The following is a 23,635-nucleotide window of genomic DNA, read 5'->3' as shown; positions in this document are numbered from 1 at the left end:
ACATCGGACTTGGACCAGCCGGGGACTTTATCGCGAGGGCTCCCGAAGGGGCCGAAGGTTCCCCTTCGGCCCATACTGGCCTGGGAGACCTCGGGCGGGGTCGGGTCAAGGGGCGCGAAGCGCCGAGCGAAGCGAGCTTGCCCTTTACCCGACCCCGCCCGAGGGCTATCGCTGGGCCTCCGCACATCTCGGACGTCGCGAAGATGGTAGTGCACAAGCCTGAAGGGCTTGAAGGTGGCCAGGGTGTATGCGCGACGGGCGCTTCGCCGAGACGGCCCACCTGGGCCGCGTCCGGGCCCACTTGACGACGGGCACCCTTGCTGAATCGAGGCTGCCCGAAGGGGGCCCCCGGGCACCCTTCGGCGTCGAGGTTGTCCTCCGTCATCGCCTCGCTCCTCCATGAGGGAGGTTGGGCGGTTGTGTCCGGCGGTGGCGAGTGCGCACAGTTAGCGACGAGCACCGACGGTATCGACGTGATCTCTCATTCACGCGATGCTCATGCGCGCGTAGTGTGTGACAAGAGCGCGAGCCTGGAGGGCTTGAAGGGTGCTCAGGGGGTCCGCGCATCAGGCGCTTCGCCGACAAGGCCCGTCTGGACCACGCCTCGCTGGTACTGGGCGGATTCGTCGTACAAGGCTACCAAGACCCAGAAGGCCCAACGGCCCGCCGTCCGTCATCGAGCGAGGCGATGACGGGGACGACCTCGGGCGCGAAGGGCCCCTGGACCCTTCCCCCGTCCGAATCATTGGACCGTCCAGAACCTCGGACGTCCGAATCCTTGGACCGTCCAGATCCTTGGACCCGTCCAGACCCTTGGACCCGTCCAGACCTTTGGACCCGGCCCCCCTTGCCCTCCCCCTCCCCCCTCTCCCACACCCGTCGTCCGCCCCGCCGGACTCGTCCGCCCCGCCGGACTCGTCCCGCCGGACTCGTCCGCCCCGCCGGACTCGTCCGCCCCGCCGGACTCGTCCGCCCCGCCGGACTCGTCCCGCCGGACTCGTCCGCCCCGCCGGACTCGTCCGCCCCGCCGGACTCGTCCGCCCCGCCGGACTCGTCGGACTCGCGTCAGCGCAATGGTCCGCCCCGCCGGACTCGTCGGACTCGGCGTCAGTGCAATGGTCCGCCCCGCCGGACTCGTCGGACTCAGGACGACGAAAGGGGTTGAAATTCCTCCCTGGGCCTGGCACACCAGCCCCGCGGCGTCCTGTGGTCCGCCGCTCGCTGCCTGAAGTGAGCACTGGTAGCTTTCGTACGTGCCGCGGGAAGCGGCTGTGAGGTGCGCATCAGGATGTCGTAGAAGGATGGCGATGTCGCAAGACAAAACTATGAATCTTCCCCCCATCATGACGTTGCAGGAGGCGGCCGACGCTTGTCGCCTCCACCACACGACGTTGCGGAAGGCCATCCGCGAGGGGCGCTTGCTGGCCTCGCGGCCGACCGGTCGGGACATCCGCATCACCTCCTCGGCCATCGAGCAGTGGCTCGAAGCCACCTGCACCAGGCCCCAGACGCGGTAGAGGGCCAGGGCGGCCGCAGCGCTGCGGGCGTCGAGGGAGCGCGCCTCTGTGCGTCGGCGGCCACGACGCCGCCGGTTCCCCCGAGGAACCCGACCACGACGAATTCGCGACCACCGCTCCCCGGGCGGGGGAGTGCCGAACGAGACCCAAGACGAAAGGCCCGCCGGTCCAGGGCGAGCCTTTCAGGGAGCACAGTGCGATGACCACCGCGTCCTGTTCCAGGAATACCTCTTTCCACGATACCAAGCAAGTTGCGCTTCGTCGGGTCGACGAGCGCATCGCGCGACATTGGGCCGCACAGGTCGACAACGCCGATGAAGGCGCGGCCATCCGCTCTTTCGGCGCTTCCCGAGGGATCATCCATTCCACTCTCGCGCGCTGGTCCATCGGCTACATGCCGGCGGCGCACGAGCACGGGTGGAACAAGTCCTTGGCGGCGCTCGGGCTCGGAACTCGGGAGCTCCTCCAGAGCGGCCTTTTTGCGCAGCGCTTCGCGGGTAGCGTCGTGATTCCGGTGCGAGACCAGAATGGCGGCATCTGCGGCTGGATTGCGCAGCCCGTCAACATCGCCAAGCCCTTCGTTGAAGAGACGAGCGACCTGCGCGACGGGGCCAAGAAGGACCTGCTACTGGCTCGAGAGCCATGTTCCTGCGCGGTGCACGGCGGCAATCGCGAGAATGCTTACCCGCTGGTCTTCTCGCCAGGGTTCCTCGAAATGTCGGCCGGCGCCAAGCTCGACGGTGCGGGCGACAGGCAGGGCATGCTCCCCAAGAATGACGCGCCCATCATCGTGTGCGCGGACGTCGTGGATGCCGTCCTTGTCGATCAGGCAGGCGCCGCGGCGATCGCCATTGTGGATGCCGGTGCCTGTCCGAAGCAGCTTGACCTGCTTGTCCGACTGCTGACGCCGCATGCCAAGGCGCATCGGCGGCTCTTCGCGTGCTTCAACACGAGCCCTGAGGGCAAGCACCGCGACAAGGGCACCGAGGCGAGTCTCGGCGACTGCAGGATGGCGCGCTTCCTCGCGGGGATGTGGGAGAGGAACAAGGAGCTGGCGCGCTCCATCCGCGTGATCAGCCTTCCTGCTGGCGACAGCGAGGTCGACTTGGCCGGTGTGTTGAAGGGCGCCCATGACGCCGCCGCGGCCGCCGGCACGGAGATCATCAAAGCTCAGCGCGCGAGGTTGAGGGAGATGGCGGCATCCTCGTCCGAGAGCATCGAGTTCTTGATCCAAATGGTGCCGCCCTGCGTGCCTGCTGCCGATCGAGCGTCGGTGTTTGACATGACGGGCCTCAAGGCGGTCGCCGCTCACGATCCCGACGTTTGGCGCGAGATTGCCCCGCGCGTAGCGAAGGCGGCGGGCATCGACCCGAAGGATCGCAATTCGCGGGCGAAGCGGGTGGTGAAGAAGACCGCGGAGGCCGAGAACGTCGAGAAGGGCGGACGCGATAAGCGCCTGGCTCGGTACACCACCAAGAGCGGGACGATCCGTGCCACGTACGCCGCGGTGCACATGCTGCTGCGCAAGCGTTCCGCGCTTCGCCTGGTCTTCGACACGATGACCCTCGCTACATCCGAGATTCTCGACGAAGAGCGCCCCTGGGAGCTCAGCCCGCTCGACGACGAGCGCATGAGCGATCTCCAGCTCGATCTGGCGGAGCTTCGCTGTGATGCTCAGCGCCAGACGGTCGAGCACGCCGCGAGCGCGATCGCCCTCAAGAATCGGCTCAATCCGGTGGAGTGTTACCTGCGCGCTCTGCCGAGGCACAGCGGAGAACGCGACTGGGTCGCCTACGTGAGCTCCAAGGTATTGGGGATCACCGCGGCCAACGGCTACACTGCCGAGCAGATCGATCTGTACACCCTCTACCTCCGGAAGTGGTTTCGCTCGGCCGTCGCGCGGGCGGTCGAGCCGGGCTGCAAGGCCGATCTCATGCTTGTCTTCTCCGGGACGACCCAGGGGCAATTCAAGTCGTCGTTCGCCCGGGCGCTCGTCGCGGTGAACACGTGGTACGGCGTCCCGGATCTGAAGAAGCTCGACCGAGACTCGGTCATGGCGATGCGGTTTCACTGGATCAACGAGGTGCCCGAGATCGAGAAGGGCTCCTTCTACAGGAACACCGAGGGGTGGAAGGCCTTCCTGTCCTGTGAGGCCGACACCATTCGTCCGGCCTACTGGCGCCGGGTTGCCCGGTTTCCGAGGGCTTCGGTGTTGTTCGGGACCACGAACCAGGTCCAGATCCTGGCTGACCCCACCGGAAGTCGACGGTTCTTGTGCATCCCGATCTGCGTTCCGATCCGGCTCGACCTGCTGGAGCCGATCCGCGACGCCCTCTGGGCCCAGATCTTCGCGGAATATGATGCCTGGGTCCAGCGCGGTCGCCTCAACGCGGAATGCCCGTGGTGGCTCACGCCAGAGGAACGACAGCGCCAAGACGCTGACGGCGCACAGTTTGAGGTTGACGACCCCGTCAAGGAAAAGTTCCTCGAGTGGCTCAACGGCCAGCCGAGCCGGTGGCTCACCGCTCGCCAGATCGTGGTGGGGGCGAAGATCGGGTCGGGCAAGGACGGCGAACCGACCCAGGGCGATTGCACTCGGGTCGGAATCTGGCTCGCCCGTCTCGGGTGGCGTCGCACCAAGCGCGGCGAACAACGGGGCTACGAGGCTCCGGCTCACTGGCAGGCCAAGCCGCGGTGAACCAACGTCACCTCACGAGGGCTTGGAGCGGATCGGGGCTTGTGCAGCATTCACCGCCGCGAGTGCGGCAGCCGCCTCGGCAAGCGCTGGGTCCATCGACCTGGACGGCGTTGGCGACGGCAGCGAACTGCGGCCGCGTCGCCGGGGGTTGGTTCGCGTCCACGAGTGCAGCATTCGCTGCTGTGAGGGCAGAAGCAGCATCGGAAAGATTCGGGCTCGCATCGAACTGCGCAGCGTTGGCGGTCACGTGAGCTGCGGCCGATCGATGCTCACGATCTGATGTGGGGGGCGGACGCTGCATGCCGCAGTGCAGGATTCGCTTGAAGGTGCGGACGGACTGAGCTATTGGTGAGATCTCGGGCTCGCGTGAGCCCTCGTGTGGAGCGTCCGGCGAAATTCTGAGATCGCCGCATAGCGACGGAGGCGTGTGTCGCCCACGGTGGAATGCAGGGATAATGGAATGGAAACGATTAACGGTATGGAGATCGCCGAACAGGTCTTGGCCGTTGGTGGGCAGGTGGAGGGCTCCCAGCGATGACGCGGCACTGCGGGAAGCCGGCGGCTGCCGAGCTGTGCCGGGACTCCCGGGACGCCTTTACGAGTGACGGCCCTTCGGATGAAGCCCCCGACCTCGTTCAGCAATTCCTGAGGGATGAGCCGGACCGGCCGGTGATGGCGCGGGACGTCGCGACTTGCCTCACAAGTGTCCGTACCCTGGAGCGGGAACGGTCCCTGCCGCGAGCGGCCGTCTGCGACCTTCCGGCTATCGCCTACGTGGACGGCGATGTCCCGTGGGCTGTTGAAAATCGCGCAGCGGCATGAGGCACTTACGCGACCTTCTCGGCCACGTCAATGGGTGGATCGAGTTGAGCGTCGCGGGTGCGAAGGGCAGTCACGAGGTCCTTCATGCCGCGACAGCCCTTGATGCGATGGAAGCCGCGCTGCAGCTCGTGGAGGGTGACACCAATCCAGCGCAGGATCATCGAGCCGCCGCGCCAGCGCTTCACGCGGCCGGCGATCCGGCGGATGCCGTTGTTGACGTTCTCGATGGCGTTGGTGGTCGAGAGCGATCGTACGAGATCGTCGGGGAGGCCGAGCTCCTTGACGGTGAAGAGCTCGTCGAGGCCCTCGCGGACGGACGCGGCGGCGCTCGGGTGCTCGCTGGCGAGGCTGCCTGCGAGCGCCTCGAGCCTTCGCTTGGCGGTCTTGGCAGTGGTCGCGCCCAGGGCCTCGCGGAGAACCTTGCGGACGCTGTCCTTCTTCTGCTCGGGCAGGTGGTCGACGACGTTGCGGACCTTGTGCACCTGACAGCGCTGGATGAGCGCCCGCTTGCCAAACACGTCGAGGATCGCGCGCCTCATCGCCTTGGCGCCGTCGATCACGAAGAGGGTCGAGCGCCTGGTATCGAGGCCTCGCTCGGCGAGGTCTCGCAGCAACGCCGTGCAGCTCTCGCGGTTCTCCGTCGCGCCCTCCTGGACGCCCAGGACGTGCTTGGCGCCGGTCTCGTCGAAGCCGAGCGCGATCAGGACAACGTGCTGGTCGATGTAGATCCCATCGATCATGATGGCGGCGAGCGCGAGCTCGCTGAGGTCGCGCCGGAGCCACCGATCCAGCTCGGCTCCGGTCGCCGCGACGAATCGGCGACTGACCGCGCTCTTGCTCGTGCCGCGCGTCTTCACGTCCTCAGGCACCGTCTCCAGCGAGCGCCCATACTTGCGGGTCGACACGCCGATCAACATCTGTTCGACCGCCCGCCGATTCAGCGGATCCTCGGAGGCGAGCCGGTCCCAGGTCGCAAGATTCACCTCCTTGCCGTCCTTGCGGACCCGTGGCCGCTGCACCTCGACCCGCCGACCGCCGAGGGCCAGACTCCCTGCGGTCGTGCCGTTCCGGCTGGGCCGATCTCCCATGCCCCGCGCGTACCGAGGCCCGCACAGCTCCTCGACCTCCTGCTGCAGCAGGGCGCTCAGCGCGACCAGTCCGAGGCGGGTCACCGCCCCGTACAGCTCCTCGTGGAGCAGCTCCGGCAGCGGCATCGTGAGCTGACGGGTCGCAGGCGCGACAATCTCGACTTCGTTCCTGGGGCTCTTCCTGGCACTCTTGGTCACGGCGGTCCTTGTCGTTTTGGAGCCCCGCGAATCCTCTCGGGGTGATGAGGCCGCCACTTGAAATTTCAACAGCGCCCGGGACATGGCCTACGTGGACGACGTTGCGGCCTTCTTTGGGAAGAAGCCGAAGGCATTCAGGGCGGCCATCGCTAGGGGCAAGTTCCCCGCCGGCCGCATCATCGGTGGAAGGCGTTGCTGGGTCCGCGAAGATCTGGTCCCCTTGCTTGAGGCGAAAGAAGAGGCCGGGCCTTCACTCCAGAAGGCCAGGCTCATGAAGGTCTGCACCAGGCCATCACCACACAACCCAGAACGCGTCCAAGTCGACATGCGCTTCTCTTGCCCAGACCCCCGCAGCACCAAGGGGAAGAACCTCCGGATCCAGCGCACGGCCCCGGAGGGCTACACCGCGGACACCGCGATGGTGTGGGCACGCGAGAACGCGGATCGATTCCTTGCCGAGATCTTCGGCGAGACGAGGAAGGAGAGGGGACAGGAAGAGGAATCCAAGCCTGAAGCTCGGGCAGCACGAGTGCCCGAACCTGAGACGGACCCGGGGCGGGTCGTCACCCTCGAGCACATGTACAAGCACATGGAAGACCGGGTGATCAGCCACGAGGAGCCGACTTCGCGGGAGACGTGGGCAAGCGTCTGGCGCCGCCACCTGCAGCCCAAGTTCGGCCAGATGCCGCTCGACCTCATCACGAAGACGAGGATCCTGGACTACCGCGAGGAACTCCAGAAGCGTTATGCCCCGTCGACCTGCAACCACATCATCGTCAAGTTGCAGGGGATCCTGTCCTACGCGGTCGAGAAGGAGAAACTGGCCGGGGTGCCCACGATCAAGCGGCTGAAGACCCGGGACGCCGCCGAGAAGGACCCGTACACGGACGAGGAGATGGAACTCCTCCTCGCCGCCGCGGAGGGGGACGAGATCGGGACGCTTGCACTCTTGCTCAGCCTTGATGCCGGGCTGCGGCGGAACGAGATGCTGGCGCTCCGGTGGTGCGACGTGGATCTGAGGAACAGCGAGGTCCACATCAGGCATTCAATGCACCGGACCGGCCTCAAGTGCCCGAAGGGGAAGAAGGCCGTGTCCGTGCCGATGCGTGCCCGGCTCCGCTCCGAGCTGGCGAAGGCGCGGAAGGATCGCAAGCTGACCGACCACGTCTTCCCGGGTGAGCGGAACGCCTGGATGTCGGAGAGCGCGTTTCGCAACCACATGATCGAGCTGGCCGGCAGGGCAGGGGTCGAGTGGAGGGGCTTCCACAAGGCGAAGCACACCTTCATCACGCTCTTGCTGGAGAAGGGGGCGAACCTCCAGGAGCTCCAGCTCCTGGCACGCCACAAGCATGCCAGCACCACCGAGGGCTACATGCACGTCCGCAACGCGGCCAAGGCCATGAAGGCCGGCATCGCCCGCCTCGACGAAGGGGTGCCCGCTCCGACCCCGACGCCCACGCCCACGCCCGAAAGGGTTAGGCCGAAGTTACGAATGTTAAGTTCGTAGCGCAAAATGCCTGTATCTCCGTGTCGGCGGGGAGATACTCGGTATCTGTGGAACAAGTTCTGACCCATCCTCGCCAAAAGCCCCTCCGCTGCCACAACGCCGCGGATCTCCACGCGGAGGGGCTTTGGCGAGATGGACGACTTGCCCCGGGTTGCCTCTGGGTGCCACAAATCTGCCCCAAGACCCGGACGACTTCGGGTAATCGTTGCTACCCGAGTTCGTCAAGGCGGAGCTCGAAGCGTTCGCGGAGTGCGGCGACTTCGAGAAGGGCTTCGAGCCGCCGGCTCAGGGACAGCCGGCCAAGTCCGGTCGGATCTCGGCCGGGGCCGCGCCGCGCAGGGCATCGCGCTGTGCGGCCGAGAGCTCGGCGCAGCCTTGATTCCACGCCTGCGACAGGGCGATGTGGTGCCCCTGCGTCAGCACGCCGCCCCCGGCGACGAACTCGGCTTGCCTGGCGAAGAAGCGGCGCAGGATCGTCGCGCGGTCGACCGGATCCAGGCGTCGCATCGGGACCGCCAGCAGCCGCACGGGGCCGTGCTCGGTGCCCCATTTCTCGGCCACCGGCCCGCGCGACTCCTCCCAGCTTCCGTACAGGTGCAGGAACGCGATCTCGTTCGGCCCCGCGCCGCCGGCTTCGGCCGCCGTCAGGACGTCTTCGTAGTCGAGCGGGCGCTGACCGGTCGAGAGGCCGCGCCCGGGATTGGCTGCGAGCTGGGCCCACCACCACGACAGGGTCTGCGCCATGGGTGCGGGTACCCCACCCGGGGCATCGGCGGCCTCGAAGAACGCGAACCCGACCTCGTACGGATACGCGGGGCTGCCGTCCGGCATGCCGTGATCGGGAGCGTCAAAGCCGTTGCGTCGCGACCAGTCCCACAGCTTGACCGCCGCGTAGCGCAGCAGGTCGATGCGCGCGAGATGATCGCCCTCCTCCACGAGGAGCTCCCGACCCACGGCCATGGCCGCGGTCATGAAGGCCTGCGCGTGCTCGAGAGAAGGATCGTCGGCCAGCGCGGCCTCGGCGACGGCGAGCTCTCCGTCCCGGCGGGTGAACCAGCGTTCGTCGATCCTTCGCGGCAGCCAGCGTACGAAGGTGGGGACCGCGATCGACGTCGGCAGCACGAACGTGTCGACGGTCTCGGGCCAGTCCCAGGGTAGATCCGCGGGCAAGCTCGCGGCGCCCCAGAGGTGCTCGCCGAAGCTCGCGTCGTCGGGCAGGATGGACTCCGGCCCCGCTCCGGCGGCGCCGTGGTTGTCGGCGCCCGGTTGGAACGCTGGCCGATACGGTCGCCCTTCCGCGGGCACGGGCAGGCTGCGAATGTAGCTAGCGAGGTCCTCGGCCTCGGTGCGCGAAAACTCGTGGTGCATCGCGCGTTCGACGATGCTGCGATCGGAGAACGCGTAATACTGGAGATCGGCGCCCGAGTCCGCATGGCAACGCCCACACGTCGGTCCGCCGTCGCGTGCGACGTCCTGGAAGTACGAGCGGCCCCGCTCGATGGACGCCGCGTCGTCTCGGAGCGGACGCCACCGTTCGGGCGGCTCGGCGGGCTCGCCGAGCACGTGTGTGGTGTCGCCGATGCGGAGCGCCACGTGCAGGACGCGATACCCGGAGACGGCCGCCCCCGCGTCGACGATCTGACGCGGGTAGCGAAAGGCCAGGCGGTTCGCCCCCGGCACGAGGAGCCCGGGGTCGATCGCGATCTCGGCCGTGCTCACGCGCCCGTCCGGGTGCACGAACGGCTCGCTCACGTCGATGGGCTCGCCCGCGTTGACGACCAGCTCCGCCGACCCGGGCGCCACGACGTTGTGCAAGGTGAGCACGAGCGCGGCGGAGTCGGCCGCCGCGAGCTGGGTCTCGTCGAGCCACAGGTCGGCGATCCGCTCCGTACCGGCCGGGCCGAGGACCTCGAGCGGCAGGACCAGCGGCGCCTGCAGCTCGTCGTCGGATCCCGCGGTGCAGCCCAGGATCCACGGCAACGCGAGCATCCAGACCGTGCGTCTCATTGCGGCACCAGCCAGGCGTCGAAGTCCGCGTGGTAGCTGCCCCCCGCGACCATGTTGTCCGCGCGATACAGGTCGAAGTTCGCCGGCAATTCCGGATAGTCGGGGTGGGAGAATCCACGCACTTCCCACACGGTGTTCAGGTTCTGGTGCCAGCCGAAGTCGAACGGGACGACGCCGGTCGGGAACACCGGGTTCTCGATGAGCAGCCAGGCGAAGATGCACTCGCCGTCCTGGGGGTCCGTCTCGTCGCCGCCGCTGCACTCGTCGTGGATCTGCGTGAACGCGGGCGAGCGCTCGCCGGTGAAGGTCACGTCGCGGAGAACGAGCGCCGACTCGGGCACGAACGTGTAATCGACGACCCCGACGTTGTCCATCGTCGCGCCATCGATGCGCGGGACGTCCTCCTGGTTGATGCCCTTGATGCCGAACCCGAGCTCGGCATTGTCGATCGCGACGAGATCCTGGTACGAGATGCTGTTGCCGTAGGCCCCGTGGAGGATGCCGTAGGCTCCGTTCGACCACGCGCTGGCGGTGTAGGGCGTGTCGTTTTGCGTGTTGTTTTGCCAGTTCGAGATGCCGTTGCCGGCATTGTTGTGCGCGACGACGCCTTCGAAGCGGTCGGCCGGATCCATGCCGGAGCCGATCTCCGACCAGTGGAACGCGGCCACGTTGCCGAAAGTGCCATAGTTGTAGGCAGTGCCGGTGACGACGCAGTCCAGCGTGTCTCCGCCGCCGGCGAACATCGCGATGGCTCCGCCGATCGCAGCACAACCCTCGACGCGGTTCGGTACGGCCACCCGCGCGGCGAGCACGTGGGTCAGGTCGTTGTCGCGCGGCTCGAACTTCTCGCGCTCGGTGCAGCGCAGGCCGCAGGCGCTGTTGTCGTAGGTGCGGGCCACGGCGGTCTCCTGCGTGTCGTAGACGACGACGTCGGTCACCTCGATGCCGTTGCTGTGCTCGATGGCGATGCCGTCCTTGCCGCTGGCCCAGATCGCGGTGTGCCGCACGAACGAGGTCCCCGAGGCATCCGCCTGCTGATGGAACCGCAGCGGCGACCTGCGGGCCGGCTCGTCGGCAGCGGTGCAGTCGCGAAGCGGTCCGAGCCAGCGCAGCTCGACGCTGTCCAGCTGCGCGACGCCCTCCTCCCCGACGATCACGTGGGCGTGGGCGGAGGCGTCGAACGAACGCACGACGACGTTGCGCGTGAGGTTGGCCGCCTCGCCGCGGCGCACACAATCCGCGCAGCCCGCGTGCTCGAAGGCGGTCGCGCTCGCCAGGGTCACCTCGGTGCCGTTCACCGACGCGATCGTGGCCTCGTCGAACTGGTCGGCGAAGTCGGCCTCGGCGATCACGGTCGTCGGCGTCAGCAGCACGCGATCGCCGGGCTGCCATCCCGTGGCATCCTCCACCGACAGGGTCGGATCGCCCGGCGCGGTGCCGTCGGTCAGCTTCGACCAGGACTGCTTGAGGGCGCCGGCCGCAGAGAACACCCCACGCCCCATCACCCACAGGCCCACGTCCGTGGCGAGGATCTCGAGCGGCGTGTTGACGGGCGGCGTGAACTCCTCGCCCCCGAACACCGTGCTCGGGGTGCCGACGTAGTCGTCGTCGTGCATGCCGGCGAACACGAGCTCGGACACGACGTCGGCCGGAAGCCGGTCGTCCTCCGTGCCGAGATCGAGCCGGCCCCACACGATCACGTTGCCGTGCACGGTCAAGCTCGACGAGGTCGATCGCGAGGCCTTGACGGCGCCGCCCGATTCGATGGTCAAGGTCTTCGCCTCGGCGTCGCAGTCGAGCAGGACGACCTTGCCGTCGGGCACGACGACGTCGGTCTCGGCCGTGGGGATGGGTCCGCCCCACGTGGCCTCGTCGCACCAGGACTGGCAGGTGAGGGCCTCGCAGTCCACCGGCTCGCCGTCCGTGCCGCCCACGCTCGTGCCACCGTCGTCGGGCCCGGACCCCGTCGGGCTCGTGTCACCGTCGTCGGGCCCGGTCGCGCCCGTAGCTTCCGTCGTGTTTGTATCTCCGGTCGTGGAGCCGTCACCGGTAATGATGGGATCACCTGCGCTCGAAGCCTGGCACGCGAGAGCGGAACCGATCAGCAAAAGAATGGTGGGACGCACGTCAACTCCTCCGGACCGTGAAGTGTCCCGACCGGCCCATCACGGCTCAACAATCACGCGATCACGGGAGCACGATCTCGACTCCCAGGGCACCGATGCCGAAGGGTCGCCCCCAGTCTGCAACCGTGCGACCGGCGAAGCGCACGAGCGGTCGAGGCACGAGCGCCCCGATGTGGCCGTCGAGCCGGAGACGAACGCGCGGGTGCACCGCGACGGCCAGACCGAACCGGGCCGCGAACGCGGCGGACGCCACCACCTCGGTGGCGTCGCCGTACGCCGGTGCGGCCGAGCCTCGCATGCGCAGGAAGGCGGGACCGATCCCAACACCTGCGTCGGGTTGCCAGCGTGCGCTCGAGCGCACGAACGACACGTGCAACCCGGCGAGCACGAGCGCGGTGTGGATCCGCGCGGTGCCCTCGGGGCCGCTCGCCACGGTGCCCACGGTCGGTGCGAGGGCCTGGATCGCGAGCCCCAGGTGCCGATGCGGCATCCAGCGCAGCCCGAGCAGGGCATGAAGCGACGGGCCGAGGCCGCCGGGGCTACCGGCCACCGCCGGAGCGAGATGGATGAAGAAGCGCGGGGCCGCGGGGCGTGGCGGCGATGGCGTGGATGGCGTGGAGGGCGGGGATGGCCTGGGAGGAGGCGGACTGACCACGGGCGCCTCTTGCGGCTCGCGCAGGCTGGCCCGCAAGAGCTCGATCGCACGCATGGCCACGATGCGGGCGTCCTCCTCCGTATGCGGCTGTGGGATCGCTACGCGGTGGCGCACCGACTTGCCGGCGACACGATCGGCGATGTGGATCTCGAGCGCCTCGTGCTCGACCACTCGGATCGCGGCGACAGCTCCGAGGTCGTCGGCCCAGAGCTCGTCGCCCTCCGCGGGGGCCTCCGGGGCCAGCACCTCGAAACCGAGGGCGGACAGCTCGGCGCGAAGCTGACGGACGATCGCCTCGTCGTCGGCATCGCCGACCACCGCGATGCGATCGCTTGCACCGCCCGGCGCGGGCCCGGTGCCCAGCAGCGATGCGACGAGCGCGAAGGTGGCGAACGGCACCGACAGGCTCAAGGTGCACCGAGCCGGTGCGCGAGATCGGCGTGTGGACCCTCGGGATGGCGCGCGAGATATCGTCGTGCGGTCGCCTGCGCTTCGCTCGCCCGGCCCGCGCGCTCCTGCGACTCCATCAGGCGCCCGAGTGCCTCCTTCGCGAGCGGGCCCTCGGGATGCTCGTCGAGGTAGGTCGAGAACCAGTGCATGGCGCGATCGTAGTCGGCCGCGAGATCGAAGGCGATGCGGCCGAGCATGTACCCGGCCGTGCCGGCCTCCGGCGCGTCGGGAAATCGCCGGCGCAGCTCGGTGAGCGCCTTCTGGGCTCGCCCGGAGTTGCGCGCGAAGCGAGCCGTGTCGGCCAGACGCAGGAGGTCCGCGGCCGGCAAGGTGCCCACGAGGTCGGCAAATCCGATGCGTTCGGCCTCGGTGAGGGCATCGCGATAGCGGCCGAGCTGCGCGAGCTGTTGCCACGAGGGTTCGGCGGCGGCCTCGGGGGGAGACGTCGGCGTCGGTGCGGTCGATCGGGCGGCCTCGGGCTTGGCCGACCGAGTGGTGCGCCGCGGCGGTTCGAGCTCGGGCGGCGAAGCCTCGGATACGGTGGGGAGCACGGCGGTGGGCACGGAAGGGCTCGGCGCGGGCTGGGAGGTCGGGACGGCGGCGGTGTCGTGCAGATCCATGCGCAACGATTGCCCCGTCTCGAGGGCATGGGTCTCCCCCGCCATCGGACCGAGCACGGTGATTCCACCCTGCTTTACCTGGACCTCGAAGCTCGCTTCGTCCGGCCGCCAAGCGATCGTGAACGTGGACGTCGCACAGCTCACGGTGAACGGCCCGGCGCTCACCTGCCAGGGGGTCGCGAGATCGACGGGGACGGTGACCGTCGCCGTGCCGGACACGAGGGCGACACGCGCCTCGTCGGCGTCGGCCCGCTCGACGCGTGCGCGCCCCCCGGGATGCAGGCGAAGCTCGCCGCCGCTGGCGAACTCGATCACGAGCTCCTCGTCGGCCGGTGCGGTGACGTACGCGCCCATCATCGCCACCGGATCGGCCGCAGGCTCGCCCGCGACCACGGCGGATCCGTCCTCGCGGAAGCGCAACAACACCAGCGCGAGCACACAGACCGCGGCCGCGGTGGCCATGAACGCGGCCAGGAAGGGGCGGCTCGAGCGACGCGGTGCATCGAGGGCGGCCAGCACGTCGGCGAGCCTGGCCTTCGGCAGCGCCGCGCGCCCGTGATCCTGCATCCGCGCCATGGCGACGCCCAACCGCTCGAGTGGGGTCTCTGGATCGGTCATCCGTCCCCTCCTTGCAGCCACGAGCTCAACGTGGCGTCGCGGGCCGCCAGCCGCTGGATGCGAGCCTGGGCGCGGGCGAGTCGGCGCTTGATCGTGGCGAGCGAGGTGTCGCAGGCCTCCGCGATCTCGCGCAGCTCCATCTCTTCGAGGTACCGCAGCGAGAACGCGATGCGTTCGTCGACGGGCAGCCGATGCAAGAGCCGCAACGCCCCCGCGGCCGCGTGGGCCAGCTCGGGCGACGCGTCGTCGGCCTGTGGCTCCGGCAGTTCCTCCGGCGCGATCGATCGCAGCCACCATCGCGCCCGCCGACGCCGAATGCACCCGCGGGCCGTGAACACGGCGATCCGGGTCGTCCATCCGCGCAGCTTGTCGGGTCCACCGCGAAAGTCCCCGATGCCCCGCAGCGCGCGGAGGAACACCTCCTGCACGAGGTCGGGGATCTCCGCATCGACCCCGAGCACGCGTACGAGCACCCGCTCGACGTGATCGGCGTGGCGCTCGAAGAAGGCCGCCGCGGCGCCACGGTGGCCGCTCTGCAGCGCGTGCAGAAAGGCCTCGTCCTCTTCGAGGAAGCGAGCCGTGGAGAGCAGCGTGCCCGTGGCAACGCCGCTGCGTCGTGCGTGCGCGGTCAATGGGAGGTGCCCAGGGTCAAGTGTCCGCGCGGCGCCGGCACGGCTCAAATATCTTGGGGCGTCGGAGCGGAGCGGCGGCGAGCTGCGGAGACGGGCGCGGGTGGGTGCTCGGGACCCCACCGGGGCCGCGAATGTGGCGCTCGACGGCCTCAGAGCGGGCGGGTGACGCAGATGCAGGCGCCTTCCGGGGCGAGGCAGGCGAGCGGCGGGGCGGTGAGCTGGGCGAGGAAAGCGTCGAATGCGGCCTGCGGCAGCGCGGGGCTGTCGACGATGTCGAGGTGAGCGAGCTCGGTCAGGAGCGGTGCGCCAGCGAGGGTGGTGAGACCGGTGAGGCCGAGCAAGTTCAGCGACTCGACGCGGGCCAGCGAATCCAGGCCGTGGAGGCCGTGGAGGCCGGGGAGGGACGGAGCCGAGCAAGCGCCGAGCTGGAACCTGTGTTCGACGCGCTCGAGTGCGCCAAGACCGATCAGGCTGGTGAGCTGCGGGACGTCGTCGATCATGATCGTCTCGGCCTCGCGGAGTCCGGCGAGGGGCGCGAGGTCGGTGAGCGCGGGGAGGTCGACGAGCCGCAGGCTGCCAGAGGTGAGCGCCTCGAGGCCGCTCAAGGAGGTCAGCTCCGGCAGCGTGGTGAGCTCGATCTCCCCGGACGTGATGGCGCCGAGCGGGGCGATCGAAGCGAGGACGGGGAGGTCGAACAGGCTGACGTCGACGCGGGCGGCGTCCACGAGCGGGAGGGCGGCCAGCGGGCCGAGGTCGGTGAATTGCGGGATGCGGTGGAGCTCGAGCGCGAGCGTGTCACCGGCGAGCCCCCAGACCGCGAGCTCGGAGATGTCGGTGAGCGAGGAATTGCTGGCCAGCGCGAGCCGTTCGATGCCGGCGAAGTCGGCCGCGAATGTGGGCAGTGCGGCGATACCGAGGTTGCGGAGGCGAATCGAGGGCGCCCGGCGCAGCCCGGACAGCGGCGAGAGATCGGCGACGTGCGGGAGGTCGATCAGCTCGATCTCGCCGACCTCGCGCAGGCAGGCGAAGGTCGAAAGATCGGGGATGTCGGTGCCCCAGATCCGGAGTCGGCCGTCGACCCGGGTCAGGTTCGCCAAGGTGGCGACGATCGCAGGGTCGGTGTTCCCGGGGATGGTGAGGTCGCCGCGCACGCGGGTCAGGCAGCGGAAGTCGGACTCGACCATCCCGGGGATCAGGAACGAGTCGTACTCCCAGGTGTGCTCGCACGGCGGGCCGCACTGCGAGGGCGGGCCCGAGGCGGTGGTGCCCGAGGTCGTCGGGGTGGGGCTCTCGGTGGTGGTCGATGGAGTCGGCGTGGGCGAATCACCCGAGGTGCCGGCCATGGTGGTGGGGTCGTGGCCGGTCGTCGCGTCGCTGTCGCTGTTCGCGGTGGACGGGCCGCAGGCGGCGACGAGGAGGACGGCGAGGGCGAGCCGGGGCAGGTCGCCACGTTATCACAGGCGACGACGTACTCCGGCGCGCTCCACCAGCACGAGGTGCTCGCAGGGCAACGCGGTTCGGCGCGCAGGCCGAGGGGCGCGTGCAGCCCGGCGAGGCCGTCCTCGGCCTTGCCGAGGCGGCCGCGGCGTGCCAGAGCGACGCTCTCGAGCGCGCCCTGCGGAACGAGGCGAGCGCCGCGCGGCGCTCCGCCTACTTCGCGGCGACGGAGGAGAGCGCGATGTCCGTGACCTCGGCCGGTACGTAGACGTCGAACTTGACCTTCCCGCCGTCCAGGAAATCCTTGCGCGGAGTGAATTCCCAGACCTCGCCCTTGCCCGAGTCTCCCTGGACGACGACGAACCCGCGCATGAACCCTTGATCGTAGTTGACCAGCTGGTCGCCGTGCCACTCGCTGCCCGACTTGCGGCCCCAGTCGTCGTACAGCAGCACGACGTCGACGACGGACTTCTTGGTGTGGCTCGCGGCGTAGTCGGAGAAGAGCCGCTTGAGCTGCTTCGCGTCCTTGGCCTTGTAGACGTCCTTCGGCAGGCGGACCGCGGCGGCGAGCGCCTCGTCGAGCTCCGCGTACTTCGCCTCGACGGCCTTCCACTCCGGCGTCTCGAGGTCTTCGGCCTTGCGCATCGACTTGTGCGACCAGGCGGACTTGTACTGCTTGACGAACTCATGGCTCGGGTACGGCGACGTGAGCTCCAGCAGAAAGTCCTCGCTTTGACAGCACGCCGGCAGCTGCTGCTGCAGCTTATCGACGTCGTCGATCAGCGGCTGGTAGTACGCGCGCCGCTCCGCGGCGGGGTCGGCGGGCGGGGTCGCGGTGGGCTTGTCCGACGCGCCCGCCGCGGCGACCTCGGCCTCCGGCGAGGCAGCCGACGATTCGTCCGCCTTCTTCTTGAACAGCGAATTGCTGTCCAGCTTCAGGCCGCCCGCGCAGCCCGCTCCGAGCCCGAGTGACAGGGATGCAAAAATGACGATGATCTTGTTCATGTGTTCGACCTTCAGACAAAGCGGGCACGACGCTGTGCCCGCGAGCGTTGCAGTTCACGCGCGCGTGAACTCTGCCGGCGACGATCGCCGGGCCATCGGGAGACGACGGGTGCGCGCAGGCAGTGGGCCGCCGTGAAGCAGTGTCATGATGCGCACCATCGCGGCCGTCTTGGCGCGCATCACCTCGTCCGCGCCGGTGTCGTCGAGGGTTCCTCTCGGCGTCCGTCGCGGCGTTGCCGGTGTCTCGGTGAGCTGTACGTGGCCGCAGACGGAGTTGGCCGTGAATGTCACCGCATGGATGACGAGCCCGCCTCCGGCAGCGATGGCCAACGTTACGATCCCGTTTGCGTGCGCGCTCCTTCCCGGGCCGGGCGCGATCGCCCAGGCCGACAAGGAGACGGGAACCGTTGCGGGTTTTTGCGATATTTTTTTGAGCGTGCCGTCCGGTCGCTTCTTGCACCATGCGCACGAGACCCGTCAGCGCCGCGGCGGGTCTGAGCGCGGCCTCCGGGCGGCCCCCGGCGGTGCTTCCCGTCGATGGATGCCCTGCTCGGCGCCGGTGAGCGGGTCGTGGCCGGTGAGGTGGAGGAAGTCGTCGGCCAGCACGACGACGCGGTCGGGCAGGGCGGTGTCCAGCGACCTGCGCGAACAACCGAAGGCCGCCCCGAAGCACAACTGCGACGCCCTCAAGCTCCACCGCAAGGGCGACTACACCGGCTCGCTCGCCGGCTTCGACGCCGCCATCGCCGTCGCCCCGACATCGCGATCGCCCACTTCAACCGCGCCTGCGCGCTGAGCCGCCTCGGTCAGCCGATGGTGGCGGTCGATGCAGTGACCGCCCTCGGGTACAGCCGGCCTAATTCGTGATGCACCTGCCGCGGCCGGCGCTCGTCGTCGGCGGTCGCGTCGAGCAGATACGGCGCTGACCGAAAGCGATCCACGCGGTCCACACCGCGTGGCTGCGGAGGAAACCTGGCTCGACATCCTCGTCGAGCACCGACAGCAGCGGTTGCGAGCGGCGGCAGCGTCTGCCGCGCTCTTCCTCGTCGGTGTCGTGACCAGGGATCGAGCTCCCTGTGGTGATGATGGCCGGCGTCGCGGTACTCGCGGTCGGCGGGATCGCGTGGAGCATCAGCGGCGCGACGAGGCGATCGCCCGCCGGCAACGGCGGCGCCACGCGACGATCCACAGCAGGAAGAACAGGCTCGGTGGCGGCGTCGACGAGGAGCGGCAGCCGCAGCCGCTCGCGTCGTCGTCGTTTCCTTCCGCGGGTGACGAGCCGCTCGACGTGTCGCCGGCGCTCGCGTTCGACGTCGCCGTGTCGTCGGCGTCCATCGAAGTCGCCGACTCGGTTGGGGTGCCGCCTTCGTCCGCGCCATCGCTTCCGCCCTCGCCCCCGTCCGCGCCCCCGTCCGCGCACGTGCACGCGCCGGGCTGGCCCGGCGCGATGCAACCTTCGGCGCAGCTCGCAGCGTCGTCGCCGTCGCACGCCTCGTGCGGATCGACGATGCCGTTGCCGCACATGCTCGCGCTCTTGCACGATTGCCCCGGGCACGAGCAGTCCTCGGCGCAGGCGCGAAAGCTCTGCCACATGCACTCGCCGAACGGGCGCGAACGATTGCCTCCGTTCGCGTTGTTGCCGTCGAGCTCGGGCACGCGGCCGCCCCCTGCGATGCAGCCGCCCATGCCGTCGGGACCGTAGTCGACGCCGTACTCGCCGCCGATCGGCGCGCAGTCATCCGGCTGCGTCAGCGCGCCGTGCTCGACCCAGCGATCCGCATACGCGAGCACGACGTCGCCGTTCACCGGCCAGTTCGCCTGCAAAGCCGGCATGATCCGCATCAGGAGCGCGGTGTACTGCGTCGGCTTCGCCGTGTTGTCCTGATACCAGCCGCCGGGCTCGAAGCCGCCGTCGATGGAGTGGTACGGGTCGCGGATCGTCCGCGTCGACTGATCACCGAAGTCGTTCCAGTACGCCGCCTCGTCGCCGGTCGGCTGGCCCCACAGCGCGACGCCGCCTTCGCCCGCGTAGTAGCTCGCGCTCTCGAAGAAGCGCTCCTCGTCGATCGCCGCGAGATCGGCGAGCATCTCCGCGTCGGCGAGCATCGTCGCCGCGAACACGTACGCGTGCAGCTTGCCGCCGCCGTTGCCTCCGCCGCCGCGGAACAGGCTCGCGTCCTGCCGGTCGACGCCCCACACGTCGATGCCGTGCTGCACGTAGCCGACGAGCACGGGCATCTTCGTCGCGAGATCCTGCTCGGGCGTGCACGGCGGTGCGTCGCAGACGTCGGCCAGGTGCAGCCACCCATGCACGTCGGTGTCGTCGGCCCAGATGTCGGTCGACCACGGCCGGCCGTTCGGGATCGCATCTTCCGGCGGCATCAGATCGCACGTGACCGAGTCGCTCGTGTAGTCGAGCCGCAGGTGCCGCGTCCACGCCTCGGCGGTTGCGAGCGTGGGCACATCGGCGCAGTCGGCCGACAGCCGCGACAACAATTGCGTCTGCAACGTCGCCGCGGACAACGTCGGCTTGTCCGCGCCGACGAACGGCGGACGAAACGCGGTGCTCGGATCGTCGGGCGCCGCGTCCACGATCGTCACCACCGCGGCGAACCGTCCGCATGATTTCTCGTCCGCATCGCCGTCGCAATCACCGGCGGGATTGTCGGACACGTACTTGACGACCGAGCTGTTCGCTGCGACGTCGAGCGGCAAGCCGACCGCGTCGGCGTAGTCGCCGAGGCGATCGTCCCAGCGCTGCGGTCCGTTCGGATCGGGATTCACGTCGACACCGTGACGACCCGGCGCACCGTCGGGCGTGATCGCGGCGATAGTGATCGCTGCGCCCGAGGCGACGACGAAGAACTCGCCCGTCACGTACTGCCCGCACTCGTACGCTTCGGCGAAGCGGAACGTGATGTCGTTGCCGGGGCCCGACGGGGCCGCGTAGCGCAGGCAGGGTCCGTCGCCGTCGGCGGTGATCGTGCCGTCGCACCCGCAGTCGGCGTGGGCCTCGGCCTCGGGCAACGCGATCGCTAGCACCGTCGCCAGCACGAGGCCCGTTTGTGCATGAACATTCGAAGCGAATCTCGGAAGCAAGGGGGGCCTCGTCTCGGTGTACCTTCGGCCGGCGAAGGGTTGGCAGCGTCTACTGAGTGCGCTTGGGAAATTCCAAGCCACAGTACTCTCGCCGGGTCCAGTGCCAGAACACCGAGGGTCCGCGGATGCGGGCCGGGGCGGCATCTCCCCGTCCGACCTTTGAGATCGTCGGACCGACGATCCCGCGTGAGCGGGATAGGGCGTGATGCAACAGCTCCCGCTCCTTGCGCCACCGCACCTGACTCGGCGGTACCCGCTTCATCGCGGGCGCTGGCGAAGGCGCCGGAGCGGTGGCAGGCCGAGGTCGAGAAGTTCTACGCGGGGCGGGTGGCGGCGATGCGGTGAGGCTTCGCGTCACGGGTCGAATACGAAGCAACTGCACATGTCGAGGTCCTGGCTCTCGCACAGGATCGGGGTGGGGTCGAGGGTGGCGGCCCAGGCGGCGAGAGTGCCGGGGGCGAGCGAGGGGTTGTGGACGGCGTGGAGCTCGCTGACGGTCGCGAGCTTGGGGGCGCCGGTGAAGCCGGCGAAGTCGTCGTTGTTGCCGATCACGACGTTCAACGCGACCTCGAGGTTGTCGAGGCCGGTGAGGTCGACGAGCTTGTCGAGGCCGGCGTCGGGGCTGTCGTCGCACGACCCGAGGCTGAGCTGGATGCTGATGGTGTGCAGCGACGACAGGCCCGACAGGTCGGGCAGGGCGGGTAGGCGGTCGAGGGAGAGGACCGCGATGTTCGTCAGGGCGGACAGGGCGGACATGTCGGTGAGGAGCGGGAGGTCGGCGAGGGCGAGGATGTCGGTCTCGGCGAGGTCCTCGAGGCCGTGGAGGTCGGCAAGCTTCGGCAGCGAGGAAGCGTTCAGGGTGTGGATCGTTTGGGTGCCCTCGAGCTCGGCCAGCGAGGCGAGCTGCGGCAAGGACAGGAGGTCGAGGTTGTTGAACGCGGGGACGCCGTCGAGGCCGGCGAGGTCGGTGAGCGTGGCCAGGTCGCGGAGATAGACGAACACCGGGTCGGCCGACCGCAGCAGGTCGCCGACGCCGACCACGCTGGTCAGCGCGGGGCAGCCGATCGCGGTGAAGTAGAATTCGCCGTTGGTGGTGGTCATGCCGGCGAACACGTCGAGGTCGGTCAGGGCCGGGAGGTCGATGAAGCTGAGGCCGCCGAGCGCGTTGTCGGGTTCGAACGTCCATGCGGGGAGCTCGCTCAGGACCGGGAGGCCGTCGAGGTAGATCCCGCCGGCGCGGCGGAGGTCGGCGAGGCCGGCGAGGCTGGTGAGGGCGCCGTTGTCCTGAAGACTGAGGCTGCCGGCGTTGCGCAGGCCGGCGAGGCCGGCGAGGCTGGTGAGGGCGCCGTTGTCTTGAATACGGAGGGCGCCGACGCTGCGCAGGCAGCCGAGGCCCGGAACGTCGGTGAGGCCGGCGTTGTCCCGGATCGTCACGCCGCCGGTGACCTCCTCGAGGTTGCCGAGGTGCGCGAGGATGTCGCCGTCCGCCAGGTCGTGGATCTCGAGGTCGCCGTCGATGCGGCGGACGCAGGCGAAGGTCTGTGGGTCCGTGCCGGGCTCGATCTCGAGGTTGCCGGTGATGTCGCGCAGCTCGGCGCACGCGGGGCCGCACAGGGTCGGCTCGCCGGTCGTGGTCGATGTGGTGGCGGGCGGGTCGAGCGTCGTTGACGTGTTGTCGTCGGGGGCGCTCGTCGTGGCGTTCGTGGGCGTGTTGGTGGTCGCGGGCGAGCCGCTGGTGTTCGTCGGCGAGGGCGCGGAGGACGAGCCGGGGATGTCGCTGGTGGATCCGTCGCCGGGGGTCGGGAGGTCCGGGCCGCACGCGAGGAGGAGCAGGACGGGGGCGAGGCGGCGCATCTCGCCACTTTATCTCCGTTTGAGGCCGCCTCCCGCTCGATAATAGCGTGAGCGAGCGGAACCTCCGTCGCGACATATGCGGAGGACGAGTGGGAAGGCATCGAAGGGTCGCTGAAGCACGTGTCCGTCGCCAGCGACGGGAGTTCCTCTGGATGGACCCGAATGAGGCGATCTATCGCTGGCTCGGCGCGCCCTTCTGATCGGCGGTGCTGCAGTCCGAGCTGCTCGAGCTCGGCCAACGCCAAGGGCGCGCGGATCAACCGGACTCGCAAGTGCGGCGCCGCGCAGGGTTCGCGCCCGCGCTCGCGGCGAGGCGATGGTCCCGCGGACGCGCCGAGAGCGGGTCCACGGGCTCGCGTTGCGCTACAGTGCGGCCGCGCCATGGCCGAGATTCGCCGGATCGACGGAGCAGGAGCGTGGTTTCTCCACGAGCGCAGCCTCATCGGCCGCTCTCGCGTATGCACCGTCTGCCTCGAAGACCGCAAGGTGTCGGCGGAGCATGCGCTCGTGCGCTGGAACGGGCGCGCGTGGGAGCTGCAAGACCTGAGCAGCCGCAACGGCACCTTCGTCGCGGGCCGGCGGGTCGGCGTCGGCGAGCGCGTGTCGCTGACCGCGGGGGCGGCGCTCGGCTTCGGCAGCGCTGACGGCTACGTGTTCGCCGGCGTCGAGCCGCCGGCGGCCTTCGCCGTACCACTCGACGGCGGCCCGCAGATCGAGGCGCAGGACGGCCTGCTCGCGCTGCCCGACTCGAACGCGCCCGAGATCACGGTGCATCGCAGCGCCGAGCACGGGTGGTCGATGGAGCAGGCGGGTCGCGTGAGCGAGGCACGCGACGGCGACACCGTCCGTTCGGCGAGCGGGGCATGGCACCTCCACCTGCCCGGGACTTTGATGCAGACCGACGAGGCGCAGGGCGACGAGCCCACGATCGATTCGATCGGTCTCCGGTTCCGCGTCAGCCGCGACGAGGAGACCGTGGAGATGATCGCGCTCCATCGCGGCGGCGTGATCGACCTCAAGGTCCGGGTCCATCACTACCCGCTGCTGCTGCTCGCGCGCGCGCGCCTGCGTGACGCGGCCTCGCCCGCCGATCGCCAGGGGTGGATCGAGCAGAGCGACTTGCTCCGCCAGCTCCACTGCGACGGCGATCGGCTGTACATCGACATCTTTCGCAGCCGTCGTCAGCTCGCCGACGCGGGGGTCGCCGACGCGGCCCGGCTGATCGAGCGGCGCCCCGGGACGGGGCTGCTGCGGATCGGCGTGGCGTCGCTCGAGATCTTCCCGCTCCTCGAGAACTGAGAC

General features: G+C 69.3%; 15 protein-coding genes. 5 read left to right on the top strand and 10 right to left on the bottom strand.

Features of this window, described 5'->3' with window-relative positions; all coding sequences use genetic code 11:
- Nucleotides 1-1,343: 1,343 nt before the first annotated feature.
- Complete coding sequence (locus O0S08_RS37095) at nucleotides 1,344-1,517, top strand: helix-turn-helix domain-containing protein (protein ID WP_269034196.1); 174 nt, start codon at nucleotides 1,344-1,346, stop codon at nucleotides 1,515-1,517.
- A 199-nt stretch (nucleotides 1,518-1,716) separates the two neighbouring features.
- Nucleotides 1,717-4,215, top strand: a complete 2,499-nt coding sequence (locus O0S08_RS37090; RefSeq protein WP_269034195.1) for a VapE domain-containing protein — start codon at nucleotides 1,717-1,719, stop codon at nucleotides 4,213-4,215.
- A gap of 827 nt (nucleotides 4,216-5,042) precedes the next feature.
- On the opposite strand, the gene O0S08_RS37085 is transcribed toward O0S08_RS37090, so the two are convergent.
- A complete protein-coding gene (locus tag O0S08_RS37085) occupies nucleotides 5,043-6,323 on the bottom strand; it encodes an IS256 family transposase (protein WP_269034194.1) in 1,281 nt (426 codons plus the stop codon).
- Between the two features lie 82 nt (nucleotides 6,324-6,405).
- On the opposite strand from O0S08_RS37085, the gene O0S08_RS37080 reads away from it, so the two are divergent.
- On the top strand, nucleotides 6,406-7,830 hold the full coding sequence (locus O0S08_RS37080; protein ID WP_269034193.1) for a tyrosine-type recombinase/integrase: 1,425 nt from the start codon (nucleotides 6,406-6,408) through the stop codon (nucleotides 7,828-7,830).
- Between the two features lie 285 nt (nucleotides 7,831-8,115).
- Here O0S08_RS37080 and O0S08_RS37075 read toward each other — a convergent pair whose 3' ends face one another.
- From O0S08_RS37075 to O0S08_RS37045, 7 genes are all read right to left on the bottom strand, one after another.
- Entirely contained in the window at nucleotides 8,116-9,645 is a 1,530-nt protein-coding gene (locus O0S08_RS37075; RefSeq protein WP_269034192.1) for a hypothetical protein, read from the bottom strand.
- Nucleotides 9,646-9,833: 188 nt separating this feature from the next.
- A complete protein-coding gene (locus O0S08_RS37070; protein WP_269034191.1) occupies nucleotides 9,834-11,771 on the bottom strand; it encodes a G8 domain-containing protein in 1,938 nt (645 codons plus the stop codon).
- Nucleotides 11,772-12,024: 253 nt separating this feature from the next.
- Entirely contained in the window at nucleotides 12,025-13,029 is a 1,005-nt protein-coding gene (locus O0S08_RS37065; protein WP_269034190.1) for a hypothetical protein, read from the bottom strand.
- Nucleotides 13,026-14,306: a tetratricopeptide repeat protein gene (locus O0S08_RS37060; protein WP_269034189.1), complete on the bottom strand. Its 1,281-nt coding sequence runs from the start codon at nucleotides 14,304-14,306 to the stop codon at nucleotides 13,026-13,028. The genes O0S08_RS37065 and O0S08_RS37060 overlap by 4 nt, the downstream gene beginning before the upstream one ends.
- Complete coding sequence (locus O0S08_RS37055) at nucleotides 14,303-14,938, bottom strand: RNA polymerase sigma factor (RefSeq protein ID WP_269034188.1); 636 nt, start codon at nucleotides 14,936-14,938, stop codon at nucleotides 14,303-14,305. The genes O0S08_RS37060 and O0S08_RS37055 overlap by 4 nt, the downstream gene beginning before the upstream one ends.
- A 149-nt stretch (nucleotides 14,939-15,087) precedes the next feature.
- A complete protein-coding gene (locus tag O0S08_RS37050; RefSeq protein WP_269034187.1) occupies nucleotides 15,088-16,281 on the bottom strand; it encodes a leucine-rich repeat domain-containing protein in 1,194 nt (397 codons plus the stop codon).
- A 307-nt stretch (nucleotides 16,282-16,588) separates the two neighbouring features.
- Nucleotides 16,589-17,380 carry a hypothetical protein gene (locus tag O0S08_RS37045; protein WP_269034186.1) on the bottom strand — a complete coding sequence of 264 codons (792 nt, stop codon included), beginning with the start codon at nucleotides 17,378-17,380 and terminating at the stop codon, nucleotides 16,589-16,591.
- A gap of 145 nt (nucleotides 17,381-17,525) precedes the next feature.
- On the opposite strand from O0S08_RS37045, the gene O0S08_RS37040 reads away from it, so the two are divergent.
- Nucleotides 17,526-18,176, top strand: a complete 651-nt coding sequence (locus O0S08_RS37040; protein ID WP_269034185.1) for a hypothetical protein — start codon at nucleotides 17,526-17,528, stop codon at nucleotides 18,174-18,176.
- Nucleotides 18,177-18,511: 335 nt separating this feature from the next.
- Here O0S08_RS37040 and O0S08_RS37035 read toward each other — a convergent pair whose 3' ends face one another.
- Both O0S08_RS37035 and O0S08_RS37030 read right to left on the bottom strand, forming a co-directional pair.
- Complete coding sequence (locus O0S08_RS37035) at nucleotides 18,512-20,560, bottom strand: hypothetical protein (protein WP_269034184.1); 2,049 nt, start codon at nucleotides 20,558-20,560, stop codon at nucleotides 18,512-18,514.
- A gap of 273 nt (nucleotides 20,561-20,833) precedes the next feature.
- Nucleotides 20,834-22,333, bottom strand: coding sequence for a hypothetical protein (locus O0S08_RS37030; RefSeq protein WP_269034183.1), 1,500 nt, complete (start codon nucleotides 22,331-22,333; stop codon nucleotides 20,834-20,836).
- A gap of 381 nt (nucleotides 22,334-22,714) precedes the next feature.
- Between O0S08_RS37030 and O0S08_RS37025 the strand changes: the two genes are divergently transcribed.
- Nucleotides 22,715-23,632: an FHA domain-containing protein gene (locus tag O0S08_RS37025; protein WP_269034182.1), complete on the top strand. Its 918-nt coding sequence runs from the start codon at nucleotides 22,715-22,717 to the stop codon at nucleotides 23,630-23,632.
- Nucleotides 23,633-23,635: the final 3 nt, after the last annotated feature.

The sequence above is a fragment of the Nannocystis punicea genome (assembly GCF_026965555.1).
Lineage (GTDB): Bacteria > Myxococcota_A > Polyangia > Nannocystales > Nannocystaceae > Nannocystis > Nannocystis punicea.
Note: the sequence above shows the minus strand (reverse complement) of the source record. Positions and strands in the feature narration are given on the sequence as shown.